This window comes from Ammoniphilus soli (assembly GCF_040813775.1).
This window is the reverse complement of sequence record NZ_JBEGDL010000007.1, coordinates 93,211-114,479: the sequence shown is the minus strand read 5'-3', so window position 1 is coordinate 114,479 and position 21,269 is coordinate 93,211. Positions and strand designations below refer to the sequence as shown.

17 protein-coding genes and 1 pseudogene are annotated in these 21,269 nt (G+C 44.8%); 7 read left to right on the top strand and 11 right to left on the bottom strand.

What is annotated here, in order from left to right; genetic code table 11:
- Positions 1 to 212: 212 nt before the first annotated feature.
- From ABLT31_RS15755 to sleB, 3 genes are all read left to right on the top strand, one after another.
- On the top strand, positions 213 to 914 hold the full coding sequence (locus ABLT31_RS15755) for a carbonic anhydrase (RefSeq protein ID WP_367753223.1): 702 nt from the start codon (positions 213 to 215) through the stop codon (positions 912 to 914).
- A gap of 1 nt (position 915) precedes the next feature.
- Positions 916 to 1,641, top strand: coding sequence for a DUF421 domain-containing protein (locus ABLT31_RS15750; protein WP_367753221.1), 726 nt, complete (start codon positions 916 to 918; stop codon positions 1,639 to 1,641).
- Between the two features lie 82 nt (positions 1,642 to 1,723).
- Positions 1,724 to 2,734, top strand: a complete 1,011-nt coding sequence (sleB, locus tag ABLT31_RS15745) for a spore cortex-lytic enzyme (protein WP_367753219.1) — start codon at positions 1,724 to 1,726, stop codon at positions 2,732 to 2,734.
- A 17-nt stretch (positions 2,735 to 2,751) separates the two neighbouring features.
- Here the strand turns inward: sleB and ABLT31_RS15740 are convergent, their stop codons facing one another.
- The 4 genes from ABLT31_RS15740 to modA form a co-directional block, all read right to left on the bottom strand.
- The gene (locus ABLT31_RS15740) at positions 2,752 to 4,002 is read right to left on the bottom strand and encodes an NAD(P)/FAD-dependent oxidoreductase (protein ID WP_367753217.1); all 1,251 of its coding nucleotides are present in this window, start codon (positions 4,000 to 4,002) and stop codon (positions 2,752 to 2,754) included.
- Between the two features lie 97 nt (positions 4,003 to 4,099).
- Complete coding sequence (locus ABLT31_RS15735) at positions 4,100 to 4,741, bottom strand: ATP-binding cassette domain-containing protein (protein WP_367753215.1); 642 nt, start codon at positions 4,739 to 4,741, stop codon at positions 4,100 to 4,102.
- A 14-nt stretch (positions 4,742 to 4,755) separates the two neighbouring features.
- Positions 4,756 to 5,439 (bottom strand): molybdate ABC transporter permease subunit, encoded by a 684-nt coding sequence (modB, locus tag ABLT31_RS15730; protein ID WP_367753213.1) that lies wholly within the window; start codon positions 5,437 to 5,439, stop codon positions 4,756 to 4,758.
- Between the two features lie 17 nt (positions 5,440 to 5,456).
- Complete coding sequence (gene modA / locus ABLT31_RS15725) at positions 5,457 to 6,236, bottom strand: molybdate ABC transporter substrate-binding protein (RefSeq protein ID WP_462976499.1); 780 nt, start codon at positions 6,234 to 6,236, stop codon at positions 5,457 to 5,459.
- A gap of 233 nt (positions 6,237 to 6,469) precedes the next feature.
- Here modA and ABLT31_RS15720 point away from each other — a divergent pair, with 233 nt between their 5' ends.
- On the top strand, positions 6,470 to 7,789 hold the full coding sequence (locus ABLT31_RS15720) for a TrkH family potassium uptake protein (protein WP_462976498.1): 1,320 nt from the start codon (positions 6,470 to 6,472) through the stop codon (positions 7,787 to 7,789).
- Positions 7,790 to 7,858: 69 nt separating this feature from the next.
- On the opposite strand, the gene ABLT31_RS15715 is transcribed toward ABLT31_RS15720, so the two are convergent.
- Entirely contained in the window at positions 7,859 to 8,941 is a 1,083-nt protein-coding gene (locus ABLT31_RS15715) for an inorganic phosphate transporter (protein WP_367753207.1), read from the bottom strand.
- A 205-nt stretch (positions 8,942 to 9,146) separates the two neighbouring features.
- Here ABLT31_RS15715 and ABLT31_RS15710 point away from each other — a divergent pair, with 205 nt between their 5' ends.
- Positions 9,147 to 9,299, top strand: coding sequence for a hypothetical protein (locus tag ABLT31_RS15710; protein ID WP_367753205.1), 153 nt, complete (start codon positions 9,147 to 9,149; stop codon positions 9,297 to 9,299).
- Positions 9,300 to 9,334: 35 nt separating this feature from the next.
- On the opposite strand, the gene lplT is transcribed toward ABLT31_RS15710, so the two are convergent.
- The 3 genes from lplT to mqnE form a co-directional block, all read right to left on the bottom strand.
- On the bottom strand, positions 9,335 to 10,525 hold the full coding sequence (gene lplT, locus ABLT31_RS15705; protein ID WP_367753203.1) for a lysophospholipid transporter LplT: 1,191 nt from the start codon (positions 10,523 to 10,525) through the stop codon (positions 9,335 to 9,337).
- A 15-nt stretch (positions 10,526 to 10,540) separates the two neighbouring features.
- Entirely contained in the window at positions 10,541 to 12,646 is a 2,106-nt protein-coding gene (locus ABLT31_RS15700; protein WP_367753201.1) for an AMP-binding protein, read from the bottom strand.
- Positions 12,647 to 13,215: 569 nt separating this feature from the next.
- On the bottom strand, positions 13,216 to 14,283 hold the full coding sequence (gene mqnE, locus ABLT31_RS15695) for an aminofutalosine synthase MqnE (RefSeq protein WP_462976503.1): 1,068 nt from the start codon (positions 14,281 to 14,283) through the stop codon (positions 13,216 to 13,218).
- 392 nt (positions 14,284 to 14,675) lie between these two features.
- Here mqnE and ABLT31_RS39010 point away from each other — a divergent pair.
- Positions 14,676 to 14,798 (top strand): annotated as a pseudogene (locus ABLT31_RS39010) (cysteine dioxygenase); the annotation flags it as partial.
- Between the two features lie 117 nt (positions 14,799 to 14,915).
- On the opposite strand, the gene ABLT31_RS15685 reads toward ABLT31_RS39010, so the two are convergent.
- Together ABLT31_RS15685 and ABLT31_RS15680 are read right to left on the bottom strand one after the other, a co-directional pair.
- Positions 14,916 to 16,037, bottom strand: coding sequence for a sulfate/molybdate ABC transporter ATP-binding protein (locus ABLT31_RS15685; RefSeq protein WP_367753534.1), 1,122 nt, complete (start codon positions 16,035 to 16,037; stop codon positions 14,916 to 14,918).
- 309 nt (positions 16,038 to 16,346) lie between these two features.
- A complete protein-coding gene (locus ABLT31_RS15680; protein WP_367753195.1) occupies positions 16,347 to 17,663 on the bottom strand; it encodes a hemolysin family protein in 1,317 nt (438 codons plus the stop codon).
- A gap of 220 nt (positions 17,664 to 17,883) precedes the next feature.
- Here ABLT31_RS15680 and ABLT31_RS15675 point away from each other — a divergent pair, with 220 nt between their 5' ends.
- Entirely contained in the window at positions 17,884 to 18,648 is a 765-nt protein-coding gene (locus ABLT31_RS15675; protein WP_367753193.1) for a DUF1836 domain-containing protein, read from the top strand.
- A 61-nt stretch (positions 18,649 to 18,709) separates the two neighbouring features.
- On the opposite strand, the gene ABLT31_RS15670 is transcribed toward ABLT31_RS15675, so the two are convergent.
- The gene (locus ABLT31_RS15670) at positions 18,710 to 21,118 is read right to left on the bottom strand and encodes a heavy metal translocating P-type ATPase (RefSeq protein ID WP_462976497.1); all 2,409 of its coding nucleotides are present in this window, start codon (positions 21,116 to 21,118) and stop codon (positions 18,710 to 18,712) included.
- Between the last annotated feature and the right edge of the window lie 151 nt (positions 21,119 to 21,269).

Sequence of the window (21,269 nt, the reverse complement as noted above, 5' to 3'; positions counted from 1 at the left end):
TGAGCGCGAAAAGAATCCACTATAAGGGAAGAAACTTCCTTTATTCTATGGATTCGTTGGTTTTTTTAGCTATTTTATCAACATAGAGGAATATTGTTCCTCTATTTTTGTTTTTTTCTTTTACCGCACGCCTCTCCCCCTCCACCAACCCCAATGGGATAATTTCCACCCTTTCTATAAAAACTAAGGAAAATGACATCCGAGGTGTTTTTATGAAATCGAAAAGCAAGTGGATTGTCGGCAGCTCGTTAGCTCTGTTTGCTGGACAGGTGGTCGGCAGTTGGCTGCTTAATAACAAGAAGAACGTCCAAGAGAATACAGAGACCTCTTTCAACCTGATCAAGGATTACCCGACAATTCATCCCACTTCGTTTCTGCACCCTCAATCCTCTGTTATTGGACAAGTCCACATTGGAGAACAAGTATTCATCGCTCCCTTTGCTTCTATCCGTGGAGATGAAGGACTGAAAATACTTATAGGTAACCGTACAAGCGTACAGGATGGTGCCGTCCTTCACGGTTTGAAGAATTTTGAGTACGGGAGCAATATCACGCAAAACTCCGTGTTTGTAAAGGATGAGCCTTTCTCCATCTATATTGGGGAACGTGTCACGCTGGCTCACCAGTGTCAAGTGCATGGGCCGGCGCGAATTGATCAAGATGTCTTTGTTGGCATGCAATCCTTGGTCTTTAATAGCTATATTCATGAAGGAGCTGTGCTCGAACCGGGCTGCCGAGTGATAGACGTGACGATTCCCAAACAACGATATGTTTCCGCTGGGCGCATCATAACCAGACAAGAAGAAGCCGATCGCCTGCCGGAGATTACGCCGGACTATCGTTACTATCAATTCAACCAAAAGGTCACGGATGTGAATCAAGAGCTTGCCTTCGCTTATAGGAGCCAACAATAGCATGGAGGAAGTGTTGAAAAATTTGCTGCTTGTATCCGGTCGAATCGTCACTATCCTCCCTCTCTTGCTGATTGTCACCATCATTATGGGCAAGCGTTCGATTGGTGAGCTCCCTGTCTTTGACTTCATGGTTGTTTTAACACTGGGATCCGTGGTCGGAGCGGATATCGCTGACCCTAAAATCAACCATATTCATACCGCTGGTGCCATTATTCTGATTGGGGTTCTGCAGCGCTTCATATCCAAGCGAGCTATCACAAATAGAAGAATAGGGCGGCTCATCACTTTCGAACCAACCATCGTCATTCATGACGGTCAATTTATGAAGAAAAACATAAAAGATATTCGTTACTCCATCGATAACATCCTGCAAATGCTTCGCGAAAAAGATGTTTTTGATTTAAGTGATGTGCACCTAGGAATTATTGAAGCGAATGGAAAACTGACGATCCAAAAAAAGCCGAATAAGGAAGGCGTCACGCTCGAAGATATAGGGATCAGAAAGCATACCGGAGGCATGGCTTATCCGGTCATGGTGGAGGGAAAAGTTTACGGAGACGTGCTGAAGTCGTTGAACCTTTCCGAGAAGTGGCTTGAACAAGAGCTTAACCGCCGGGGAGTGAGCGATCCGGATCGGGTCTTTTTTGCATCCATCAATGAAAATAAAGAAATACATGTTTCATTAAGCAATGACAAATTGCCAGAGGGTCCCCCTATCCATCATTAAAAAGAAAAAAGCATGGAAATGGATCCAATGAGAAGAATAACAGTAAGCTCCAGGAAATATTCTTACGCTTCAGGAGGAAAATATGAAGAAGTATCTATTGCTATTCGTCACCATTGCTCTAGGCTTTTTTTGTATAAGCACGGCCATGACCAGTGTCCAGACAGAAGAAACCTTCACTCAAAACGTGGTGAAGCGCGGAGCTGTCGGCGGGGACGTTTGGGAGCTGCAGGGAAGGCTGCAGCACCTGGGATTCTATAAGGGAAAGATTGACGGAAAATTTGGCTGGAGTACCTATTGGTCCGTCCGCAACTTCCAGTACCGTTTTGGGATGAAAGTGGACGGTGTCGTTGGACCGAAGACAAAGGTAAAGCTGTGGAAGGCTACTAAGAATTGGAAAGGAAAAGCTACTGCAAAGAAGTCTGCTGGAAAGGTCACCAAGCGGGGAGCTGTCGGCGGAGAGGTATGGGAAATTCAGGGAAGATTAAAGTTTTTGGGATTTTATAAAGGAAAAGTCGATGGGAAATATGGAACTACGACCCAGAATGCTGTACGTAAATTCCAGCGCCAATTTAGAATAAAGGCGGATGGGACTGTTGGTTCTCAAACACGGAGCAAGCTATGGGCAGCAACGAAAAATTGGAAGGGAGACTCGCGCAGCGGTGCAACGGCAAAGCGACCTGCAGCTCCTGCTCCAAAAGCGAAGTCTAAGCCAGCTCCTACTTATAAACCGCACGGCTATTCCAACAACGATCTAAAAATTATGGCTAATGCCGTATACGGGGAAGCCCGGGGAGAGCCCTATGTTGGGCAGGTGGCCGTGGCAGCCGTCATTTTAAACCGGGTAGAGAATGCCAAATTCCCTAACACGCCATCGGGGGTCATCTTTGAGCCGCGCGCTTTTACCGCTGTAGCCGATGGGCAAATCTGGCTAACACCGAACAAAAAGGCCAAAAAAGCAGTTCAAGATGCCCTGAACGGCTGGGATCCAACGGGAGGCGCTATCTATTACTTTAATCCAGATACGGCTACCTCGGGCTGGATATGGACTCGTCCACAAATTAAAAAAATCGGGAAGCACATATTTTGCTTTTAATGAAAAGGACAGCTTGCTCAGTGATCGAGCAAGCTGTCACTTCTTTGTTCCCGTTGCTTCTCCCCGACCTTCAGCTTCTCCAATACGAGTCTTACTCCACCAATTCGGAAGAGATAATGATAATCGACGAATCTTTTGACCAATGCGGCTTTGCTTCCGAAGACCTTTCGGCCAAAGATGATGCCAGCTGCTTCCTTCTTTCCGATTGAAACGATTGTACCCTTTATCTTGGGTTTAAACACTTGCATCTTTTTTCCGCGCAGGAGAGCCAAAAGGTTTTGGGCGCAATGGTACCCTTGCTGAACAGCTATTTGTGCTGTGGGCGGATAAGGGCTCCCCTTTTCACTAAATACGACCGCACTGTCTCCCAATACAAAGACATCTTCCCTTTCATATGGACGAAGAAAATCATCTACTTTCAGACGTCCGCGAACCGCTTCACTTTCAATTCTACCCGTTAAGAAATGGCCTCTCACACCAGCCGTCCAAACCACGGCAGGAGAATTAAATTCCTTTTTATCTTTGATCACAATTCCCCTCGGCGTGCAAGCTTGAACAGGTGTAGAGGTTTTTACATCGACCCCTTTTTTCTGCAGCACGGATTTGGCATATTCGGCTAACTCGGGGTCAAACCCGGGTAAAACGTAAGGCGAAGCTTCAAGATTCAAGATTTGAACCTTCTCGCGATCAATCCCATATTCCTGGCAAAGCTCATCCACACGATCGGCCAGCTCTCCTGCAAACTCCACCCCTGTAAAGCCTGAGCCGCATATTATGAATTGGAGTTCCTCCCGCTGCAACGATTGCAGCCTGCCTTTTCTAAACACCTGCTCAATCTGATCACGAATGGAAACGGCGCTTTGAATGCTTCGAATGCTGTACGTATATTCTTTCACCCCCGGTACTCCAAAAGTTTCTGTTTCACTGCCCAGTGCCATCACAAGATAATCATATGAGAGACTGCGATCTCCATTAATAAGGACCTTCTTCTTCTCAAAATCAATGGACTTTACTTCACTTTTGACCAATTTGACCTTACTCTGCTGCAAGATACTTTCTATATCCACCATGCATTTATCCATTGGGCTCGTTCCGGCCGCAAGTTCATGGAGCCAAGTGGTTACATGATGGTAGCTGTTCTTATTGACAAGTGTGACATCCGCTTCATGGAGCTTCATTTTCTTTTGCAGCGCAACTGCAGTCGATAAGCCTCCGTATCCAGCTCCCAAAATCACGATTTTCTTCTGCATATCTCCCATCCTTGCCATCAGGATTAAATACGCTATGGGCAAGAGCCCAGCTCCCTTTCCTTTCAGGATATGCAAAGGGTGTGGAGACGTTCCCATTCAACCGGACTTTTTCCCGTTAACTCCTATCGATCACCCGCCCCTTCTCTACAAACAAGATCCGATCCGCTAGCTTTTCTGCCTCTGTCCGATCGTGAGTGACAATGATGAAAGGAATTTTCCACCTCTCGTGGATTCTTAGCAGCTCTTCCTGACACTGAAGTCGTGTGTCATGATCTAGGGCAGATAATGGCTCATCCAACAGCAGGATCGAAGGCTCTGTTGCTAATGCCCTAGCCAGGGCTACCCTTTGCTTTTCACCTCCGGAAATGTGATGAGGGTATTTCTGCAGCAAGTGGTGAATGCCCAGCCCTTCAATAAGCGATTCGATCAACGGAAGCGGCTCTCTTCTCCTTTTCCGGTCGATGCCATAATAAATATTTCTCTCTACGCTCATATGAGGAAACAGCGCATAATCTTGAAACAGGTAACCGACCTTGCGTTGCTGGGTTCGAATGGAATTAGATGTTCCATTGTAAAAGGTCTTCCCGTCCAGCTTCACCCACCCCTCATCAGGATCCTGCAGGCCAGCAAGGCAATCCAGTACAGTGGTTTTTCCGGAACCGGAAGGGCCAAACAGAACAAGAATCTCATTTTCCATTTCATATTCTATATCTAAAGTGAAATGAGATAGTTTTTTCTTTAATCGAAACGAGAGCATAGCATCTCCACCTATTATTTATGTTCGTTATACGCATAGCGGCGAAGATTCCGCTTTGTCCACCAATTGAGCCACATAATCGTACTAAATCCTAGAGCCACAATAATCACGACCCAAAACGCAGCCTTCTCCATCTGTCCTGCTTCTACAGCAAAGTAGATGGCAATTGGCATCGTATCGGTCTTTCCCGGTATATTTCCTGCCAGCATCAGGGTAGCCCCGAATTCCCCTAAAGCCCGTGCAAAGGATAAAACGAGACCTGCAAGGAGTCCCGGCCAGGCCAGCGGAAAGGTAATCGTCCAAAACACCCGCCACTCCGATGCCCCCATCGTTCGAGCCGCTTTTTCAAATCTCTGATCGATGCTAGTAAAAGAAGCGGCTGCACTTTGGTACATTAAAGGAAAGGCCACAACGGTAGATGCAATGACCGCTCCCAGCCAAGAAAAAACCACTTGGATCCCAAAGGTATCATAGAGCCAGGCCCCAAGTGGACCGTTTTTTCCAAACAAGAGAAGCAAACCAAAGCCTACCACGGTTGGGGGGAGGACCAAAGGCAAGAGTATGAAGGATTCAACGATGCTTTTTCCGGTGAAATCGCGACGCGCTAGTAATCGAGCGAGCAAGACCCCCGAAAAAAACACGAGAACGGTTGATATACCTGCTATTTTTAATGAGAGATACAACGGTGTGTAATTCACTTCTGACTAGGCTCCTCTCACTCAAAGCCATACTTTTTTAAAGCTGCTTGACCTGCTTGTCCGAATAAAAAATCCATAAAGGCTTGTGCTTCTTTCTGATGGGCCGTTTGCTCGACTATGGCTGCCGGGTAAACGATCGGCTGATGCCAGTCTGACTGTGCCTCCGCCAATACTTTCACCTTGTTTGATATCGCTGCATCACTCGCATACACGACACCGAGGTCGGCATTGCCCGATTCTACATAAGTCAAGACTTGGCGAGCATCAGAACCCAAAACCAATTTCGCTTCCAAAGGCTTCCATAAGCCAATCTTCACAAAAGCCTCTTTTGTATACCTGCCGACGGGCACACTTTCCGGCTCTCCAATGGCCATGTGCTGAATTTGATCCACCGGTATGTCCTCAAATGAAGAAATAGTCAGAGAACTGTTTTGATTGGTAATCAGCACAAGCTTATTTGCAGCAAAATCCTTGCGTGATTCTTTGACTACTAGATTTTTTCCTTCAAGGGTATCCATATCTTTTTTGCTTGCGGAAAGAAAGATATCACTGGGCGCCCCTTGTTCGATTTGCTTTGCCAATTTGCCGGAGCTTCCGAAATGAAAGCTTACTTTAATATTCGGATTCTGTTCCTCAAATTTTGCTTTCAGCTCATTCATCGCATCCGTCAAGCTAGCCGCGCTGGCAACCATAAGTTCCACCTTGGGAGCTGGGGATTCGGAAGTTTCTTGTCCCGAACAGGATACCAAAAGGAACAATAAGCACAGTCCCAAAAGGATATAAGGAATCCTTCCCACTTTCATCCCTCCTTTTCCTTTCATTATAAACATTTAACTTCTATTATACTTTGAAGCTCTTAACAATTGAATAAACGGAAAGCGTTTGTTCAAGATTCTTGCAAGCCAAGTTTCCTTGACATTAATTCCCTCTAATGTTTTAATTCACGATAGGCAAGACTGTGTTTATCCATAAAGAATTAGGTCGGTGTGTTGATTTGGAATGGTCAAATAGACGAAGAAGATTAAGCTCTGTGCAAATTATCATTTTGTTTTATGCCTTTTCGGTAATCTCCGCTTCCCTACTGTTAAAGATCCCCCTTTTTCATAAGCCAGGGGTGGAACTTTCTCTTCTAGACGCTTTCTTTACGGCAATCAGTGCCATTAGCGTAACGGGGCTGACGGTTGTCAACACCGTGGAAACCTTTAATGTGGGGGGATATTTGGTTTTAATCGTCATTTTTCAGATCGGTGGCATCGGGGTCATGGCGCTGGGTACTTTTCTTTGGATTTTGCTAGGCCGTTCTATAGGCTTAGAGCAAAGACGATGGATTGCCATTGACCACAATCGTTCCACTCTATCCGGGTTGGTTGCCTTGATGCTCACTATTTTGAAGCTGGTTTTAATCATCGAAGCGATCGGCACTCTTATCTTAGGAACCTATTTCCATTATTACGGAATTTACTCTAGTTGGTTTTCTGCGTATTTTTACGGTTTTTTTGCCTCTGTAAGTGCTTTCACCAATGCTGGTTTTGATATCTTCGGCAACTCTCTTATAGGTTTTGCGGATGACTACTTTGTTCAGACGATTCATATGCTCCTCATCATATTAGGGGCTATCGGTTTTCCAGTCCTTATTGAGGTGAAGGAAAATCTGCTAAATTACCGTACCAATAAACGCATTCAGTTTTCCCTGTTTACCAAAATAACTACTCTAACATACTTCGGCCTTCTGGGCATTGGAGCTGGAGTTTTTTACTTTTTGGAAAGAAGTTCCTTTCTGGCGGACAAGAGCGGGCTGGATGCTTTTTTCTACTCCTTATTCAATTCGGTCACTAGCCGAAGCGGTGGATTAGCCACTCTCGATTTCAATTTGCTTAGTGAGCCAACCTTATTTTTCATCAGCTTACTTATGTTCATCGGGGCATCTCCAAGCAGCGTGGGAGGCGGAATTCGGACCACCACGTTTGTCGTGATTATGCTGACCATTGCCACCTATATGAGAGGCCGCTCTGAGATCAAGATCTTCCGTAGGGAACTGCATCCGGAGGATATTAACAAAGCCATTATCGTGTTTATTTTTGCTACTAATATCGTTATTGTCTCAATCTTCTTCATGATGGTCGCTGAAAAATTTTCTATGGTTCAAATTATTTTTGAAATCACTTCTGCATTTGGAACCTGCGGTGCTTCCATGGGAATCACCCCTAACTTGTCACCCTTTAGCAAAATACTCCTGATGATTCTGATGTTTATCGGTCGGGTGGGTATTATTCCTTTCTTGCTGCTGCTAAAGCGGGATGATAAGAAGACAGGCTACCATTATCCAAAGGAAAGAATTATTGTCGGTTAGAGGCTCCCTTCACGTGGGGGTTAAAAAAAGAGGATCCTCAGCTTTGTGAGAATCCTCTTTTTGTTCAACTTATATTCCTCCGCCATCATCATAGACGGATCTTTTCTCTTGGCGGATCGTTTGTGACAAGCTGATCAGTCCTACTGTGGCAATGACGGCGCTCAGCACGACAAACACATTATAAACATCGGTCTCGATAAATAGTTTGATTAAACTATAGGAAACAAGCAAGGAAGCCAAAGGAGATATCACCCAAACCTTAAAAATGCGTTTAATAATTCCCTTTTGCCATATTCCCATCCCGCTTTTCGAAGCTCCAATTCCAAGAATTCCGCAAGTGGTGACCTGGGTTAATGGAATCGGAAGACCGAATAAAGAGGCAATAATAACCAACCCTCCACCTGTAAAGGAAACCGCACTTCCTTCTAATAAGGAAAGCTTCGTTATCTTTTTACCGTTCGTTTCTAAAACACGTCCACCTAACAGCATTGCACCGATCGATACAAATAATCCCCCAACCCAAATGCCTGTCGTTGCGGACATCATCCCCGCACCAATAAGAGGTCCCACAGCATTGGCGACATTGTTCATTCCTGCAGAAAACCCCTCTAGGCATCCTCCCACAATCAAGAGTCTGGCTAGCCATTTTCTCCATGCTCCATTTCCTTTCAAACCCGTCCAGCGATTTTCCGCCCAGTGAATGATTTTGCCTAGGAAAAGCGTAATCAGAAAAGAAACAACCGGCACGATGACCCAAAAGGATACGATAACAGAGAGCTTTTGCAGAAATAACGATTGATAGGCCAAACCTACTCCCACAATCGAACCGACGGTTACCTCACTCGTGGATAAAGGAATCCCCATCATATTGGAAACAAACAAAGTCAGCGTAGCTCCACTTAGAATAATAACGACTATTTCCATACTGAGGATCGATGAGGGAATAATCCCGCTTCCGATCGTTTTCGCCACTTCTCCGCCTCCAAGCACAGCTCCAAGAAAGGCCGCAACCGCCACAAGAAACATAGCCCAGCGTCTGCTTTTTATGGCGCCAGCGCCATAAGGAGATCCCATGGAAGCAGCAGTACCACTCGCTCCAATATTCATAGCAAAAAATAAGGCGATCACGATAGCGATAACTGTCCAGTTCATTAAATAAGCCTCCTCTCTCCAAACCATATCTATAAAAAGATTATTTATTAATCCTGAGTAAAACCATATGAATTATCGTTTTTGTAATTATATATAAATATCCGCATATTAACAACAAAAATTTTTTAAACCCCTGCCCCCTACAGCGAACCAAAGAATAAGAAAGGTAGTTTCGCCAAATAATGAAGGGGAGGAGGGATGAACTATGCCAACAAGAAACAGGAAAGAACTTGCTCCCAAGCGCATTCGCGGGGAGGCCAACCTGGATGAAAGAATGGAAGAAATGATGGATGCGGCAGGAGTAGCCAAGGAAATCTCCAATCAAACGATGAATAGCGAAATGCGGGATAAAACATAAGAAAGCGCGCAAAAAATAAGCCACTAATCCAGGATCTAGTGGCTTTCTGTTTTCAGCCTGGGTACTAAGGAGCGAAGATAAAGGACAAATAACCCTAGTATGACTCCCATGCTTAGAATCGCGATCTGAACATCCCATCCTCGGGACAATAAATATTGCAATACTCCCACACCAGCCAGCATCAATATATTTTCGCAAAAGTTTTGAATAGCAATCGTTTTTCCGGAGCCGACAATCTGCTTACCTTCATCCTGCAGAATCGTATTCATAGGAATAATAAAGATGGCGCCAAACACACCAATTAGCAACAGCAGGGCTGCTGTTAGGTACACATGTATCGGAATGACCGCCAGCAAAATGATCAAGACCATCAGGATTCCGAATAGATAAGAACGATAATACTTGGAAACCGGAATGATTCGCGGAGCGAGCAAAGCACCGATGACAATGCCAACCCCCGTAACTCCGACCACCATCGATTGCTGAAACGGGTCTGTGACTTGCAAGTAATGGGCCAGCCACATCAAAAAGGCAATTCGCAGAACAGCAGAAGTCATCCAGAACGCACTCGTACCGATCAGTGAAAAACGAAGGGACGGCCGAGCCATCATTTGCTTTACATCTTGCAAGAACTCGCGCGCTGATTTCCTATAGCGAAGACTGGGATTCCCTTTATCACAAGAGACAAAAGGGGCTAGAGCCAAAGAAATTGCATATAGCGCGATACAAACTAGCATTCCTATCGACGGGGAGAATGAAGCAAGATAGCCTCCACCCAGCGTACCTAGCAAGATGGCTGCAATGGTCGATGATTCCAGCCGGGCATTGGCCTTCATCAGCATTTGGATTTCTTCTTTGCAGATCTCTACCAGCACTCCGTATTTCGCCGGCGAGTACACGACCGCTCCAATGCCAATAAAGGCGTAAGAGGCAGCGGGAGAAAAACCGGTAAACAACAATCCCACTCCGGCCATTTTCATTAGATTTCCTACGACGAGAACATGTGATTTTCGGTACTTGTCAGCAAAGGTCCCAACAAATGGGGCCAATAGGACGTAAGCAAGAAGAAATCCCGCCTGAACGATGACCATCTCGCCCTCCGGATCGGAAAATCCTTTGGAAGCTAGCAACCCAAGTATGACGAAAAAAATGGCATTGTCTGCAAAGGCACTTAGCATTTGTGCGATATTTAAGAAATTCAACGATCTTTTTGGAGAATGATCCATGATAGCTTCCCTTCTCTACTTGGCTTCAGCCAATTGTTTGAGTGTAATATAATCCACTTTCCCGCTTCCGAGCAAGGGTAGTTTGGCAACAACTTGGATTTTAAAAGGACAGACAAGAGGAGAATACCCTTGTTCTTGGATCCACAACCGGATCTTTTCTATGCGATCTTCCGGCTGTTCAGTATACAGCAGTATACGTTCGCCTTTTCGAGCATCAGCTGCCGATACGGCCGCCACATTCGGATGCCCAAAGCAACGGCTGGCGATTTCTTCGACCAACTGAAGGGAAACCATCTCCCCTCCCACCTTCGCAAATCTTTTCAACCTGGCTTGAACTTGGATATACCCTTCTTCATCCATCGTCACGACGTCACCCGTGTCATACCAAGGTTCAGCCGGTACAAAGCCTTTTCCGTGAATCAAATACCCCTGCATGACATTCGGCCCCTGTACAAACAACCGTCCTCCCTGCTCGATGCCTTCTACAGGTTCTATCCGAGCACGAACTCCGGGAACCAACCGACCGACTGTCCCCTTCTTATAGCCCAATGGAGAATTAAGGGAAAGGATCGGCGAGGTTTCGGTTGCCCCATACCCCTCAAAAATCCGCAATCCGAACTTCTCCATCCATAGCTGCCGAACTTCATCCTTCAGCTTCTCTGCCCCGGCAAACACATATCGCAAGGAGTAAAAGTCAAACGGATGAGCAAACCTTCCATATCCCGCGAGAAAAGTAGATGTGCCGAAAAGGATGGTAGCATTTTGTTCATAGCACAACTCTGGAATTGCCTTGTAATGAAGCGGACTTGGATACAGGTAAGTCGGCAATCCGGAGAGGATGGGAAGCATCGTTCCCGCCGTCAATCCAAAGCTATGAAACATAGGCAATGCATTAAAGATTTTATCCTTGGAAGTGACATCAATGGAACACAGCACCTGCTGCACATTCGCATAAATATGGTCATGGTTTAACACAACACCCTTAGGCTTGGATTCACTCCCCGATGTAAAAAGGACAAGCTCCCGATTTTCGGTTTGGACAGTCCTCTTATAGGAAAATAAACCTCTGGCTTTATCCCATCCGCTGACCTTCTCTTTGATCTCTTCTAAATATAGGACTTCCAAGCCATGAGCTGTTAGCTCGTCGATTAACTCCTGCAGCTTTCCTTTCTCGATAAACACCTTGGAAGTGAGTACGGTCTGAATTCCAGCTGTTTCACAGCAATCAAGAATGGTCTGGGCTCCTTGGGAAAAGTTGAGAATCGCAGGACGAATACCGACACGAAATAATCCTAGCAATGTGACCACATGCCCAACCGAGCTAGGAAGGAGCACACCTGCCGAGGTTTGGCCCTTCAGCTGTTTTTGCAGGGTCATGCTTAATACCGTACTTGCAAGGATGAGCTTTTGATAGTTCAGACTTTGCATCAGATCTCCGACAATCACTCTCTTAAAGCCATGCAGCCTAGCGGACACCAGTACCTCATTGAACAGGTTGACTTGTTGTTTTAGGCGACTCTCAAACACCGCGCCCCGCAATACCTGATAAACCGTTTCCGACGCCTTCTTTTTTTGGATTCTCATCGATTCATTTTCTTTACGCTCTAAGGAAAAAGGAGAACCGACGGTAATAGAGACCTGCGGGAACCAAACAGTTTTGTTTTTATCCCCAAGATAGGACATTTTGGAACGTTCTAACCCCTGAAGGACGACCGGATAAACCTGTGCTTGCGTTCTAAGAGCCACATAGCCAATCCCAATATAGATTTTCATGATGCTGCTCCCGCTCGTCGTATTTATCCTCCCCTCGGGAAAGAGAACCAAAGGCGTTCCCTCCTTGACGCTTTTCACCATCTTTCGGATTGAATAGGGATTCATCGGATCGACCGTAATGTGCGAACGAAATTTCATCACAAAGGCAAAGCGCCGAGCAATACCCGTATTCGCAACGAATGTCACTTGCGGCGGGAGAAACAGGCCTAGAAAAACGGCATCGAGCAACGAAACATGATTAGGCATTAAAATAAGCGGTTGAGAGAAATCAATTTTCTCTATCCCACGGATTTTTACACGGAATATTAGACGAATGAAAAACTTGATTATGGCAAATATCCATTCCATCGTATTTGAACCACCTTTCCATTGATTGGTTACTCTCATTGTACTTCGGTTTGCATTTTTAGCTAAGTACCAACTTAATTAGGTACCAGGCATCGGTATATTATATGACATCAAAGTTCCGAGAATTATTATCAATCTCAAGTAACTTATCTTTGATATATTACTTGACAAAAGTTAGTTAATACCATAAAGTATTATTATACAAAAATAAAGGAGGAAACGAACAATGGCACAATGCGGTTGCGGTAACACGAAAAACCCTCAAGGAAATTGTGACGGGTCTCATCTTAACATCAAGAAAGAAGAAAAATAGGCTACTCTTTAACAATGTAAAAAGAAAAGAAGAGGGTCCTTTTAGGACACCCTCTTCTTTGTGTATTAAAATATATGAAGATGCTCTAGCAAAATTTTTGCACCAATTAAAGTCAAGACAATGCCTCCGCCCCTTTCGGCCTTTCCCCTGAAAAATTCTCCGCCCTTCTTGTGGGTCTACAGCAACCTTTTTGTTCTAGGGCAACAAATGACTAAACAGAAAAAATGCCCGACATCATTCGTCAGGCATTTTCCTATTAGTAAACCTTAATTTCATTATAAAGGGTATCTCTTTCCACAGGAATTCGATCTGCCCCCTTCACTAGCCAGATCAACTCATCCCTTGTCAGTCCAGCTGGAGATAAGGCACCAGCAGAGTGACTGATTCTTTCCTGAAGGATGGTCCCGTGCACATCCGAAGCCCCGAACGTTAATGCCAACTGAGTCAACTGCGTTCCAATGGTGATAAAGTAAGCCTTGATATGCGGGAAGTTATCCAGCATAAGACGGCTGATCGCCATCGTTTTTAAGTCTTCGAAAGCGGCCGTGCGGCGCTTAATGCCCGCATTTTTGTTGATAGGCTGTACCGCAAGTGGAATAAAGACTTGGAACCCGTTGGTTTCATCCTGCAATTCTCTGAGATGAAGCATATGATGAATGCGGTCTTCCCTTGTCTCGATCGATCCATAAAGCATCGTTGCAGGCGTCTTTAAGCCTAATTGATGGGCCAATTTATGAATTTCAAGCCATTGTGCGGATGAGGCTTTTTCCACCTTCATTTTTTCACGGTAGGAATCGGATAGAATTTCAGCTCCTCCACCCGTGAGCGAACTCAACCCAACGTCGATTAAGGACTGAAGTACTTCCTTGTAACTCAATCCGCTAATGCGAGAGAAGAACTCAATTTCCGCCGCGGTATAAGCCTTTAGAGCCACATCCGGAAACCTCGTTTTCAAAGCCTTCAACGAATCTACATAATACTGGAACGGTACGTGAGGATTATGCCCCCCAACAATATGAAATTCGCGAATTTCCGGATGATAGGTCTTCTCCACATGAGCAATCATTTCTTCGCCGCTTAGTGTATAAGCCCCTTCCTCACCCTCATCCTTCCGGAAGTTACAGAACGCGCAGTGGGATTCGCAAACGTTAGTAAAATAAAGGCTCATCGTTTCAATAAAGTAAACCTTTTTGCCGTTTCTGCGAAGATTCACTGCGTTCGCTAATTGACCAATCGTCAACAGATCTTCTGACTCATATAAAAATTTCCCGTCCTCAAGGGAAAGACGCTGCCCGGCTTCTACCTTTTCCCTGATTTCATTCATTCTTTTATTATCAGATAAAACTATATTCACTTCCTAAACCCCTTTCCAATGGATAATCCACCACTTGTCTACCCCATAAGTATAACGCAGTCCAAACAAAAAAACATTGAGCAATATGCTTTATACTATATACAAAGAAAAGCAATCAAACCAAAGGCTTGACTGCTTGAAAATCTTCAACCTAGGGACTAGTGTATAAGGTCCCTATATTATTGTAATCTTGTAGGAGGAGGATTGCTATGGGACTTATTGACATCCTCGGTAAATAAATTATTGTTTTCTGTATCGCTTGAAGTCAAGACAGGTACCTTATGAATTTTATTAAACCTAATTGGGCGTACGTCATTGAACGGGCATCTGCCTTTTTGATCCAAGAAGAGCAATTTTTCTTCTCTACTCAAGGGCTGATCCATAAAATGACCAATCCCCACTCAGCACGCATGGTATCAATACACGTCTACTCCCCTCCACTTCAAAATATGAGTGTCTTTCAAGAACAACCTGATCAAATGTAGGGTGGATCATTCCCTTTCTTGATTAGGACATACAGGAACAAAAAACCTCCACTTTCCTAGCAGATGCTTGTGTCTACTAGAAAATTGGAGGCCTCCAATGGTCCGGTCAGCATTCGTTTACACGCTAATGGACTGCACTTTCACTAATGCTCTTTTTTCTACACTCTCATCTAGCCTTTCTTTATCCAGGAAGATCTGAAGGTTATTCAATCCCACATACACTTCACTCCCTACGGCCAGATGAAGGGCTTTAAACTGATCCTTGGTTAACTCAGCCTCAAACAGGTCATCCGTGTCCGTTGCCCGCAAATCGATTCGTACAGTAGGACCGACAGCATTAAGATGGCGAATAATCGCAGGGATCGGGGTTTTTTGGCTGTAGGACAAGCTCACATCAATATCATGCGGGCGAATGTAACCGACAGCCTGCACCTTCTCCTCCGGAAGACTTGCAGGGATATCCACTTTCGTTGCGGCTATTTTCCACTCTCCCTGCTCTTTTCTTCCATGGAAGAGATTCACGGGCCCAAGAAAACTATAAACAAACGCATTTGCAGGAGAATGGTAGACTTCTTCCGGCGTTCCAATCTGTTCAATTTGTCCTTGGCTCATGACGACGACCCTATCTGCCATTTCTAAGGCTTCTTCCTGATCATGCGTTACGAAAACAGTGGTGATATTCAATTTCTCATGCAGCTTTCTTAACCAGCGTCGCAGTTCTTGCCGAACCTTAGCATCGAGAGCGCCAAACGGCTCATCCAGCAATAAGACTTCAGGCTCGACCGCAAGCGCCCTAGCCAGCGCTACTCTTTGCCGCTGTCCGCCAGAAAGCTGGGAAGGGAAACGGCTTGCGTATCCATCCAGCTGGACCAATTTCAATAGATCATGGACGCGGTCATGAATCTCTTTTTTCGACGGCCGCTCCCTGCGAGGGCGAACTTGAAGCCCAAAAGCAATGTTATCAAAAATATTCATATGTCGGAAAAGGGCATAATGCTGAAAAACAAATCCCACTTTCCTCTCCCGAACCGACTTGCTTGTCGTATCATCGCCTTTGAACAGAATTTGGCCTTGATCGGTCCCCTCCAATCCGGCAATAAGACGGAGCAAAGTGGTCTTGCCCGAGCCGGACGGTCCCAGTAAGGCAACCAGCTCTCCTGTCGGGATATCCAGACTGACTTCCTTCAGCGCTTGAAAAGAACCGAATTGCTTCGTCACGTTACGCACTTCTATGCTCATACGTTCATCTCCCCTAATCCTTACAGATTCTCCTGTTGCTGTTTCTCCGCTTTCCATTCCACCATACTCTTGGCCACTAGCGTCACAATGGCTAAAATGGCCAGCAGCGAAGCGACGGCAAAAGCCGCAGCGAAGGACTAGGGGCTTGCCCTTCCCTATTTCAGACATCTTGCCCGTGTGCTTGTAACTTGTGCATTTCTTTGTTTTATTGGCAACAGATTTTTAGTCTACCTATCCATAATGTTGATGGAAACGGCGATACCTGAGTCCTAACAAAAAAGAATGGGACATTCCCCATCCTTTCACCACTTAATCAACCTCAATTAATTCTTCTGTCGGTACCTTTTCTTGCTTTATAATTTCTATTTTGCGAATGCGATGCTTATCCTTCTTTCTTATGATAAAAATCAAGTCACCGTAGGACCACTCCGCCCCCTCTTTCAGGGTAGGATTTTGGGTATACAGCCAGCCTCCAACGGTATCGAGATCATCTTCGTCGATATTAATATGCAGCAAATCATTGATTTCGGAAATAAGAACTTTTCCATCCACCATCACATGATTAGCTTTTATAATTTCAATTTCTGCCTTTTCGTCAGCATCAAACTCATCCCGGATTTCGCCGACAATCTCTTCGAGTATATCCTCGATGGTGACCATACCCGAAGTTCCGCCATATTCATCGACAAGAATGGCAATATGGGAACGCTGCTTTTGCATTTCTTTCAATAAATTCTTGACCGGTATAGCTTCAGATACCGTCAGCACAGGGCGTATGAGAGGACCAATTTCTAAACTATTGTTATCTGCATATTTCAAGAAAAATTCTTTTGTATTAATCATCCCTATAATCTGGTCCTTATTTTCCAAAGCGACCGGAAAGCGGGTATATTGTTCTTCCTTGATTACTTTTAAATTTTTTTCTAATGGATATTCTTTATATAAACAGATCATATCAGTGCGAGGAACCATAATTTCGCGAGCAAGAAGGTCGTCAAAGTTAAAGATATTGCTCACATATCCATACTCAGCCTGATTGATCTTCCCGCTTTCGTAGCTCTCAGTCAGGATAATCCGAAGCTCTTCTTCGGAATGGGCTTCCTCATGCTCCTTGGCCGGCTTTAAGCCAAACATACGTATAATCGAACCAGCAGAGCCGTTAAGCACCCAAATGAACGGATACATGATTCTATAGAAAAAAATAATGGGACGAGCCACTAGAAAACTAATCTCTTCTGCTTTTTGAATGGCTAGCGTTTTAGGCGCTAATTCCCCGACTACCACATGCAAAAAGGTAATGGCAGCGAAAGCAATGGCAAAGGAAATGATGGTTACAAAGGGCTCCGGCAAAAAGGAATGAAGCAATGGATGCAGCATCCGCTCTACGGTAGGTTCACCCAGCCATCCAAGACCAAGAGCCGTAAGGGTGATACCCAGCTGACAGGCTGATAAATACCCATCTAGGTTACTTGTTACCCTTTGTACAGCAAAAGCGTTTTTGCGCCCTTCCATGACCAGCTGATCAACGCGGCTTCCGCGCAGTCTGATGATAGCAAACTCCGTTGCCACAAAGAACGCAGTCGCAGCAATCAACAAGACGATCAGCATAAGATTTACGGTTAACAATTTTCTATCCCCTTCATATTTTAAGTTCTTACGATCTTATTTTACGATCTTATTGGTACAAAATCAAACCCCGCCAGAACGGCAATAAAGACAAATCAGTTCGGTTTAGACGGTTAGAACCAATTAGTTCGTCATAGCTACTGTTAAAATCATCTTTTGACTTTTATTAAGATAAATCATAATATAGGTTCATAAGAACCTATATTTTTGGGGGAAGCTTATGGAAATGCTGCAACTCACTCGAAAAGCAATGTCCGAATTACTTTTGTCCTTAAAAGGAGCCACTAACGAAACACCCTTAGCCATATTGCAAAAGGCATGGTCTGCCACTCATCAGCAGGATATCCAAAAAGGGAAAACCTTTGCTGCCTTCATTTCCACCTCATTGCCGCCTATCCTTGAGAAGCTGATCAAGCTCGATAAAAAGGATGTAGGTCTTTCTTTAAACGAAATCGTGGCCTTGGGAAATCAAATTGAATACACCCATTTTTCTTCAGGAGCTGTTCAGAATTGGGTGAAAAGAGATATTAAGGACTGGATCGGCACTCCTCAAGTAGGTAAAAAGTATGCCATTGATCAAGCGGCTCTGTTATTTATGGTAGAGGATTTAAAAGCCACCCTCGATTTTGATTCTATTCGAAAGTTGTTTGCTCTTATTTTTAACAATCCTAATGATTATCATGATGATTTAATAAATCCCATCGATTTATATGCTGCCTACTCCTCGATCTTTGAAGACCTTGATAAGAATAATGATCAGGTATTGGATATTAAGCAGGATCAATCGATGGACACTTTCATCCAAAAGTATGCCAAGGCATATGCAGAGCAAATGAACGGCCTTTCTAATGAACAGAAAGAAGCCATCAGCAACACCATCGTGATTGCTACCCTTTCGGTACAAACCGCTTATTTTCAAAACCTTTCCAAGCGTTATCTGAATGCGACCTTGTTTTTGAGGCATCTGGATGAGAATAATGTATAAAAAAGCTCGGCAGCTGCCGAGCTTTTTACTGGATGGGAAAGTTTATGTTTAATATAGATCTTTATACTTTTGCTTTTTGCAGGCGCAAGGCATTCAGAACAACCGATACCGAACTTAAGGCCATGGCCGCTCCGGCTACCCAAGGGGCCAATAATCCTATGGCTGCAATGGGAATGCCAAGGGAGTTATAGGCTAGCGCCCAGAATAGATTTTGCTTAATGTTGCTCATGGTTTTTTTACTCATCGAAATCGCATCCGGAATACTGTTTAGATCTCCACGCATAAGGGTAATGTCAGCAGCTTCCATCGCTACATCCGTACCAGTACCCATAGCAATTCCGATATCTGCTGTAGCCAAAGCTGGTGCATCATTGATTCCGTCCCCTACCATGGCTACTTTTCTTCCTTCGGCTTGCAATTGTTTCACCACATCCGCTTTTCCTTCAGGAAGAACCTCTGCTCTTACGTGCTCAATCCCTACTTCACGGGCGATGGCTTGTGCCGTCCGTTCATTGTCTCCTGTTACCATGAAGACCTGGATCCCCATCTTTTTCAGTCTTGCTACCGCTTCTTTGGAGGTTTCTTTAATCGTATCTGCTACCGCAACCAGTCCCGCATATTGCCCATTGATTGCGACCAGCATCGCCGTCTTTCCTGCGGTCTCTAGCTCATTCATCTGAGAAAAAGCCTGTGCAACAGAAATGTTGTATTGATTCATCAGTTTGCGTGTTCCAATCAGCAATTCCTGCTGTTCCACAATCGCACGAATCCCAAATCCGGGAATAGCCTCGAACTGTTCGACATCAGCCAGCTTCACGCCTTTAGCTTTAATGCCTTCCACAATCGCTTCAGCTAAAGGGTGTTCCGAGTTTTTCTCCGCACTCCCTATAAGACGCAGGAACGATTCTTGCTCCATATTCTCTACGATTACATCGGTCAATTCGGGCTTTCCTTTCGTAACCGTTCCAGTTTTATCTAAGATAATCGTATCGATTTGCTGTGTACCCTCTAAATGCTCTCCGCCTTTAAATAGGACACCTAGCTCAGCCGCCCGGCCGGATCCAGCCATGATGGAAGTCGGGGTTGCCAGACCAAGCGCACACGGACAAGCAATGACAAGAACCGCAATTAACTTTTCCAGGGCATTGGCGAAATCTCCTGGTGTTACCCAAAGGTACCAAATGAAGAAAACGGCTATGGCAATAGCTACGACTATCGGAACAAAAATCCCCGAAATCTTATCCGCTACCCGTTGGATCGGAGCTTTCGACCCTTGTGCTTCCTCGACCACCTTAATAATTTGAGCAAGGGCGGTTTCTTTTCCCACTTTCGTAGCCTTGATTTTTAAGACTCCATTTTTATTAATAGTAGCCCCGAACACGCTGTCGCCCAACTGCTTATCAACAGGGATGCTTTCACCCGTCAACATCGATTCATCCACAGTCGAACGCCCTTCGATTACTTCCCCATCTACCGGGACCTTTTCGCCTGGCTTAACAACCACAATATCTCCCAGCGTCACTTCTTCCACAGGAATTACAGTTTCTTGGTTGTTTCTAATTACGATGGCCGTTTTCGCTTGTAATCCCATCAGCGTCTTGATTGCCTCGGAGGTACGCCCTTTAGCTAAAGACTCAAATAATTTGCCTAATATAATTAGCGTGATGAGAATAGCACTGGTTTCATAATACAATCCTACCCCATGGCCATGTGGGTTTCCTATGGTTTCGATGGTAAGATACAAGCTATAAAAGTAAGCCGCGGAAGTTCCTAAAGCAACTAGCACATCCATGTTCGCACTGCCATTCCGCAGCGCTTTATAAGCCCCTTTGTAAAACTGTGCCCCGATGATAAATTGGACGGGTGTAGCAAGAGCTAATTGAAGCCAAGGGTTCATCAATACATCAGGTACCCAGATAAACGATGTCCATGAAAAGTGAGCGACCATCGTCCACAACAGAGGAAGCGATAGTAGGGCAGAGATGATGAACTTGCGTTTTTGTTTAGCGATTTCCTTTTCCCGATGGTCCCCTTCGCTCTTTCCTTCTTCTTTTAATTGAGCCCCATAGCCGATTTTTACTACCTTTTGGATCAAGTCCTGGACGCTTACCTCAGCCGGAGAATATTCCACATACGCAGTTTCAAGCGTAAGATTTACTGTGGCTTTGCTCACGCCTTTGACCTTATTCAGCCCTTTTTCAATTCGGTTCGCACAAGCTGCACAGGTCATACCCGTTATACTCAGCTCGACAGTCTCCTTTACTGTTCCATATCCAAGCTGCTCAATCTTCTTCTCTAAATCAGAAAGATTCACTTTCTCCGGATCAAATTCCACGGATGCCCGTTCCAAGGCAAAATTGACATTGGCTTGCGTTACGCCATCCAACTTGCTCAACCCTTTTTCAATCCGTAAGGCACACGCTGCACAAGTCATGCCCGTCACTTGCAGAGTGGTTTCATTCGTTTTCACGGTTGTCATCTCCTTATTGATTTTTCCAGCTTTATCTTATGTATTAATAGTATACCCCAGTACCCTATATTGTCAATGGGTTTTTTACAATTTTTTTTTTTGGTTTTATAGAAATATTGTTTCGCAATAAGATGGAGGATATGAAAATACC

Bases quoted from the DNA above. Each gene is read 5' to 3' on its own strand.
- mqnE (WP_462976503.1), bottom strand. From the start codon at position 14,283: ATGAATGAAATCAGGGAAAAGGTAGAAGCCGGGCAGCGTCTTTCCCTT.
- ABLT31_RS15715 (WP_367753207.1), bottom strand. From the start codon at position 8,941: ATGAACTGGACAGTTATCGCTATCGTGATCGCCTTATTTTTTGCTATG.
- ABLT31_RS15735 (WP_367753215.1), bottom strand. From the start codon at position 4,741: ATGCTCTCGTTTCGATTAAAGAAAAAACTATCTCATTTCACTTTAGAT.
- ABLT31_RS15755 (WP_367753223.1), top strand. From the start codon at position 213: ATGAAATCGAAAAGCAAGTGGATTGTCGGCAGCTCGTTAGCTCTGTTT.
- ABLT31_RS15685 (WP_367753534.1), bottom strand. From the start codon at position 16,037: ATGAGCATAGAAGTGCGTAACGTGACGAAGCAATTCGGTTCTTTTCAA.
- ABLT31_RS15710 (WP_367753205.1), top strand. From the start codon at position 9,147: ATGCCAACAAGAAACAGGAAAGAACTTGCTCCCAAGCGCATTCGCGGG.
- ABLT31_RS15675 (WP_367753193.1), top strand. From the start codon at position 17,884: ATGGAAATGCTGCAACTCACTCGAAAAGCAATGTCCGAATTACTTTTG.
- sleB (WP_367753219.1), top strand. From the start codon at position 1,724: ATGAAGAAGTATCTATTGCTATTCGTCACCATTGCTCTAGGCTTTTTT.
- ABLT31_RS15750 (WP_367753221.1), top strand. From the start codon at position 916: ATGGAGGAAGTGTTGAAAAATTTGCTGCTTGTATCCGGTCGAATCGTC.
- ABLT31_RS15700 (WP_367753201.1), bottom strand. From the start codon at position 12,646: ATGGAATGGATATTTGCCATAATCAAGTTTTTCATTCGTCTAATATTC.
- lplT (WP_367753203.1), bottom strand. From the start codon at position 10,525: ATGGATCATTCTCCAAAAAGATCGTTGAATTTCTTAAATATCGCACAA.
- ABLT31_RS15740 (WP_367753217.1), bottom strand. From the start codon at position 4,002: ATGGCAAGGATGGGAGATATGCAGAAGAAAATCGTGATTTTGGGAGCT.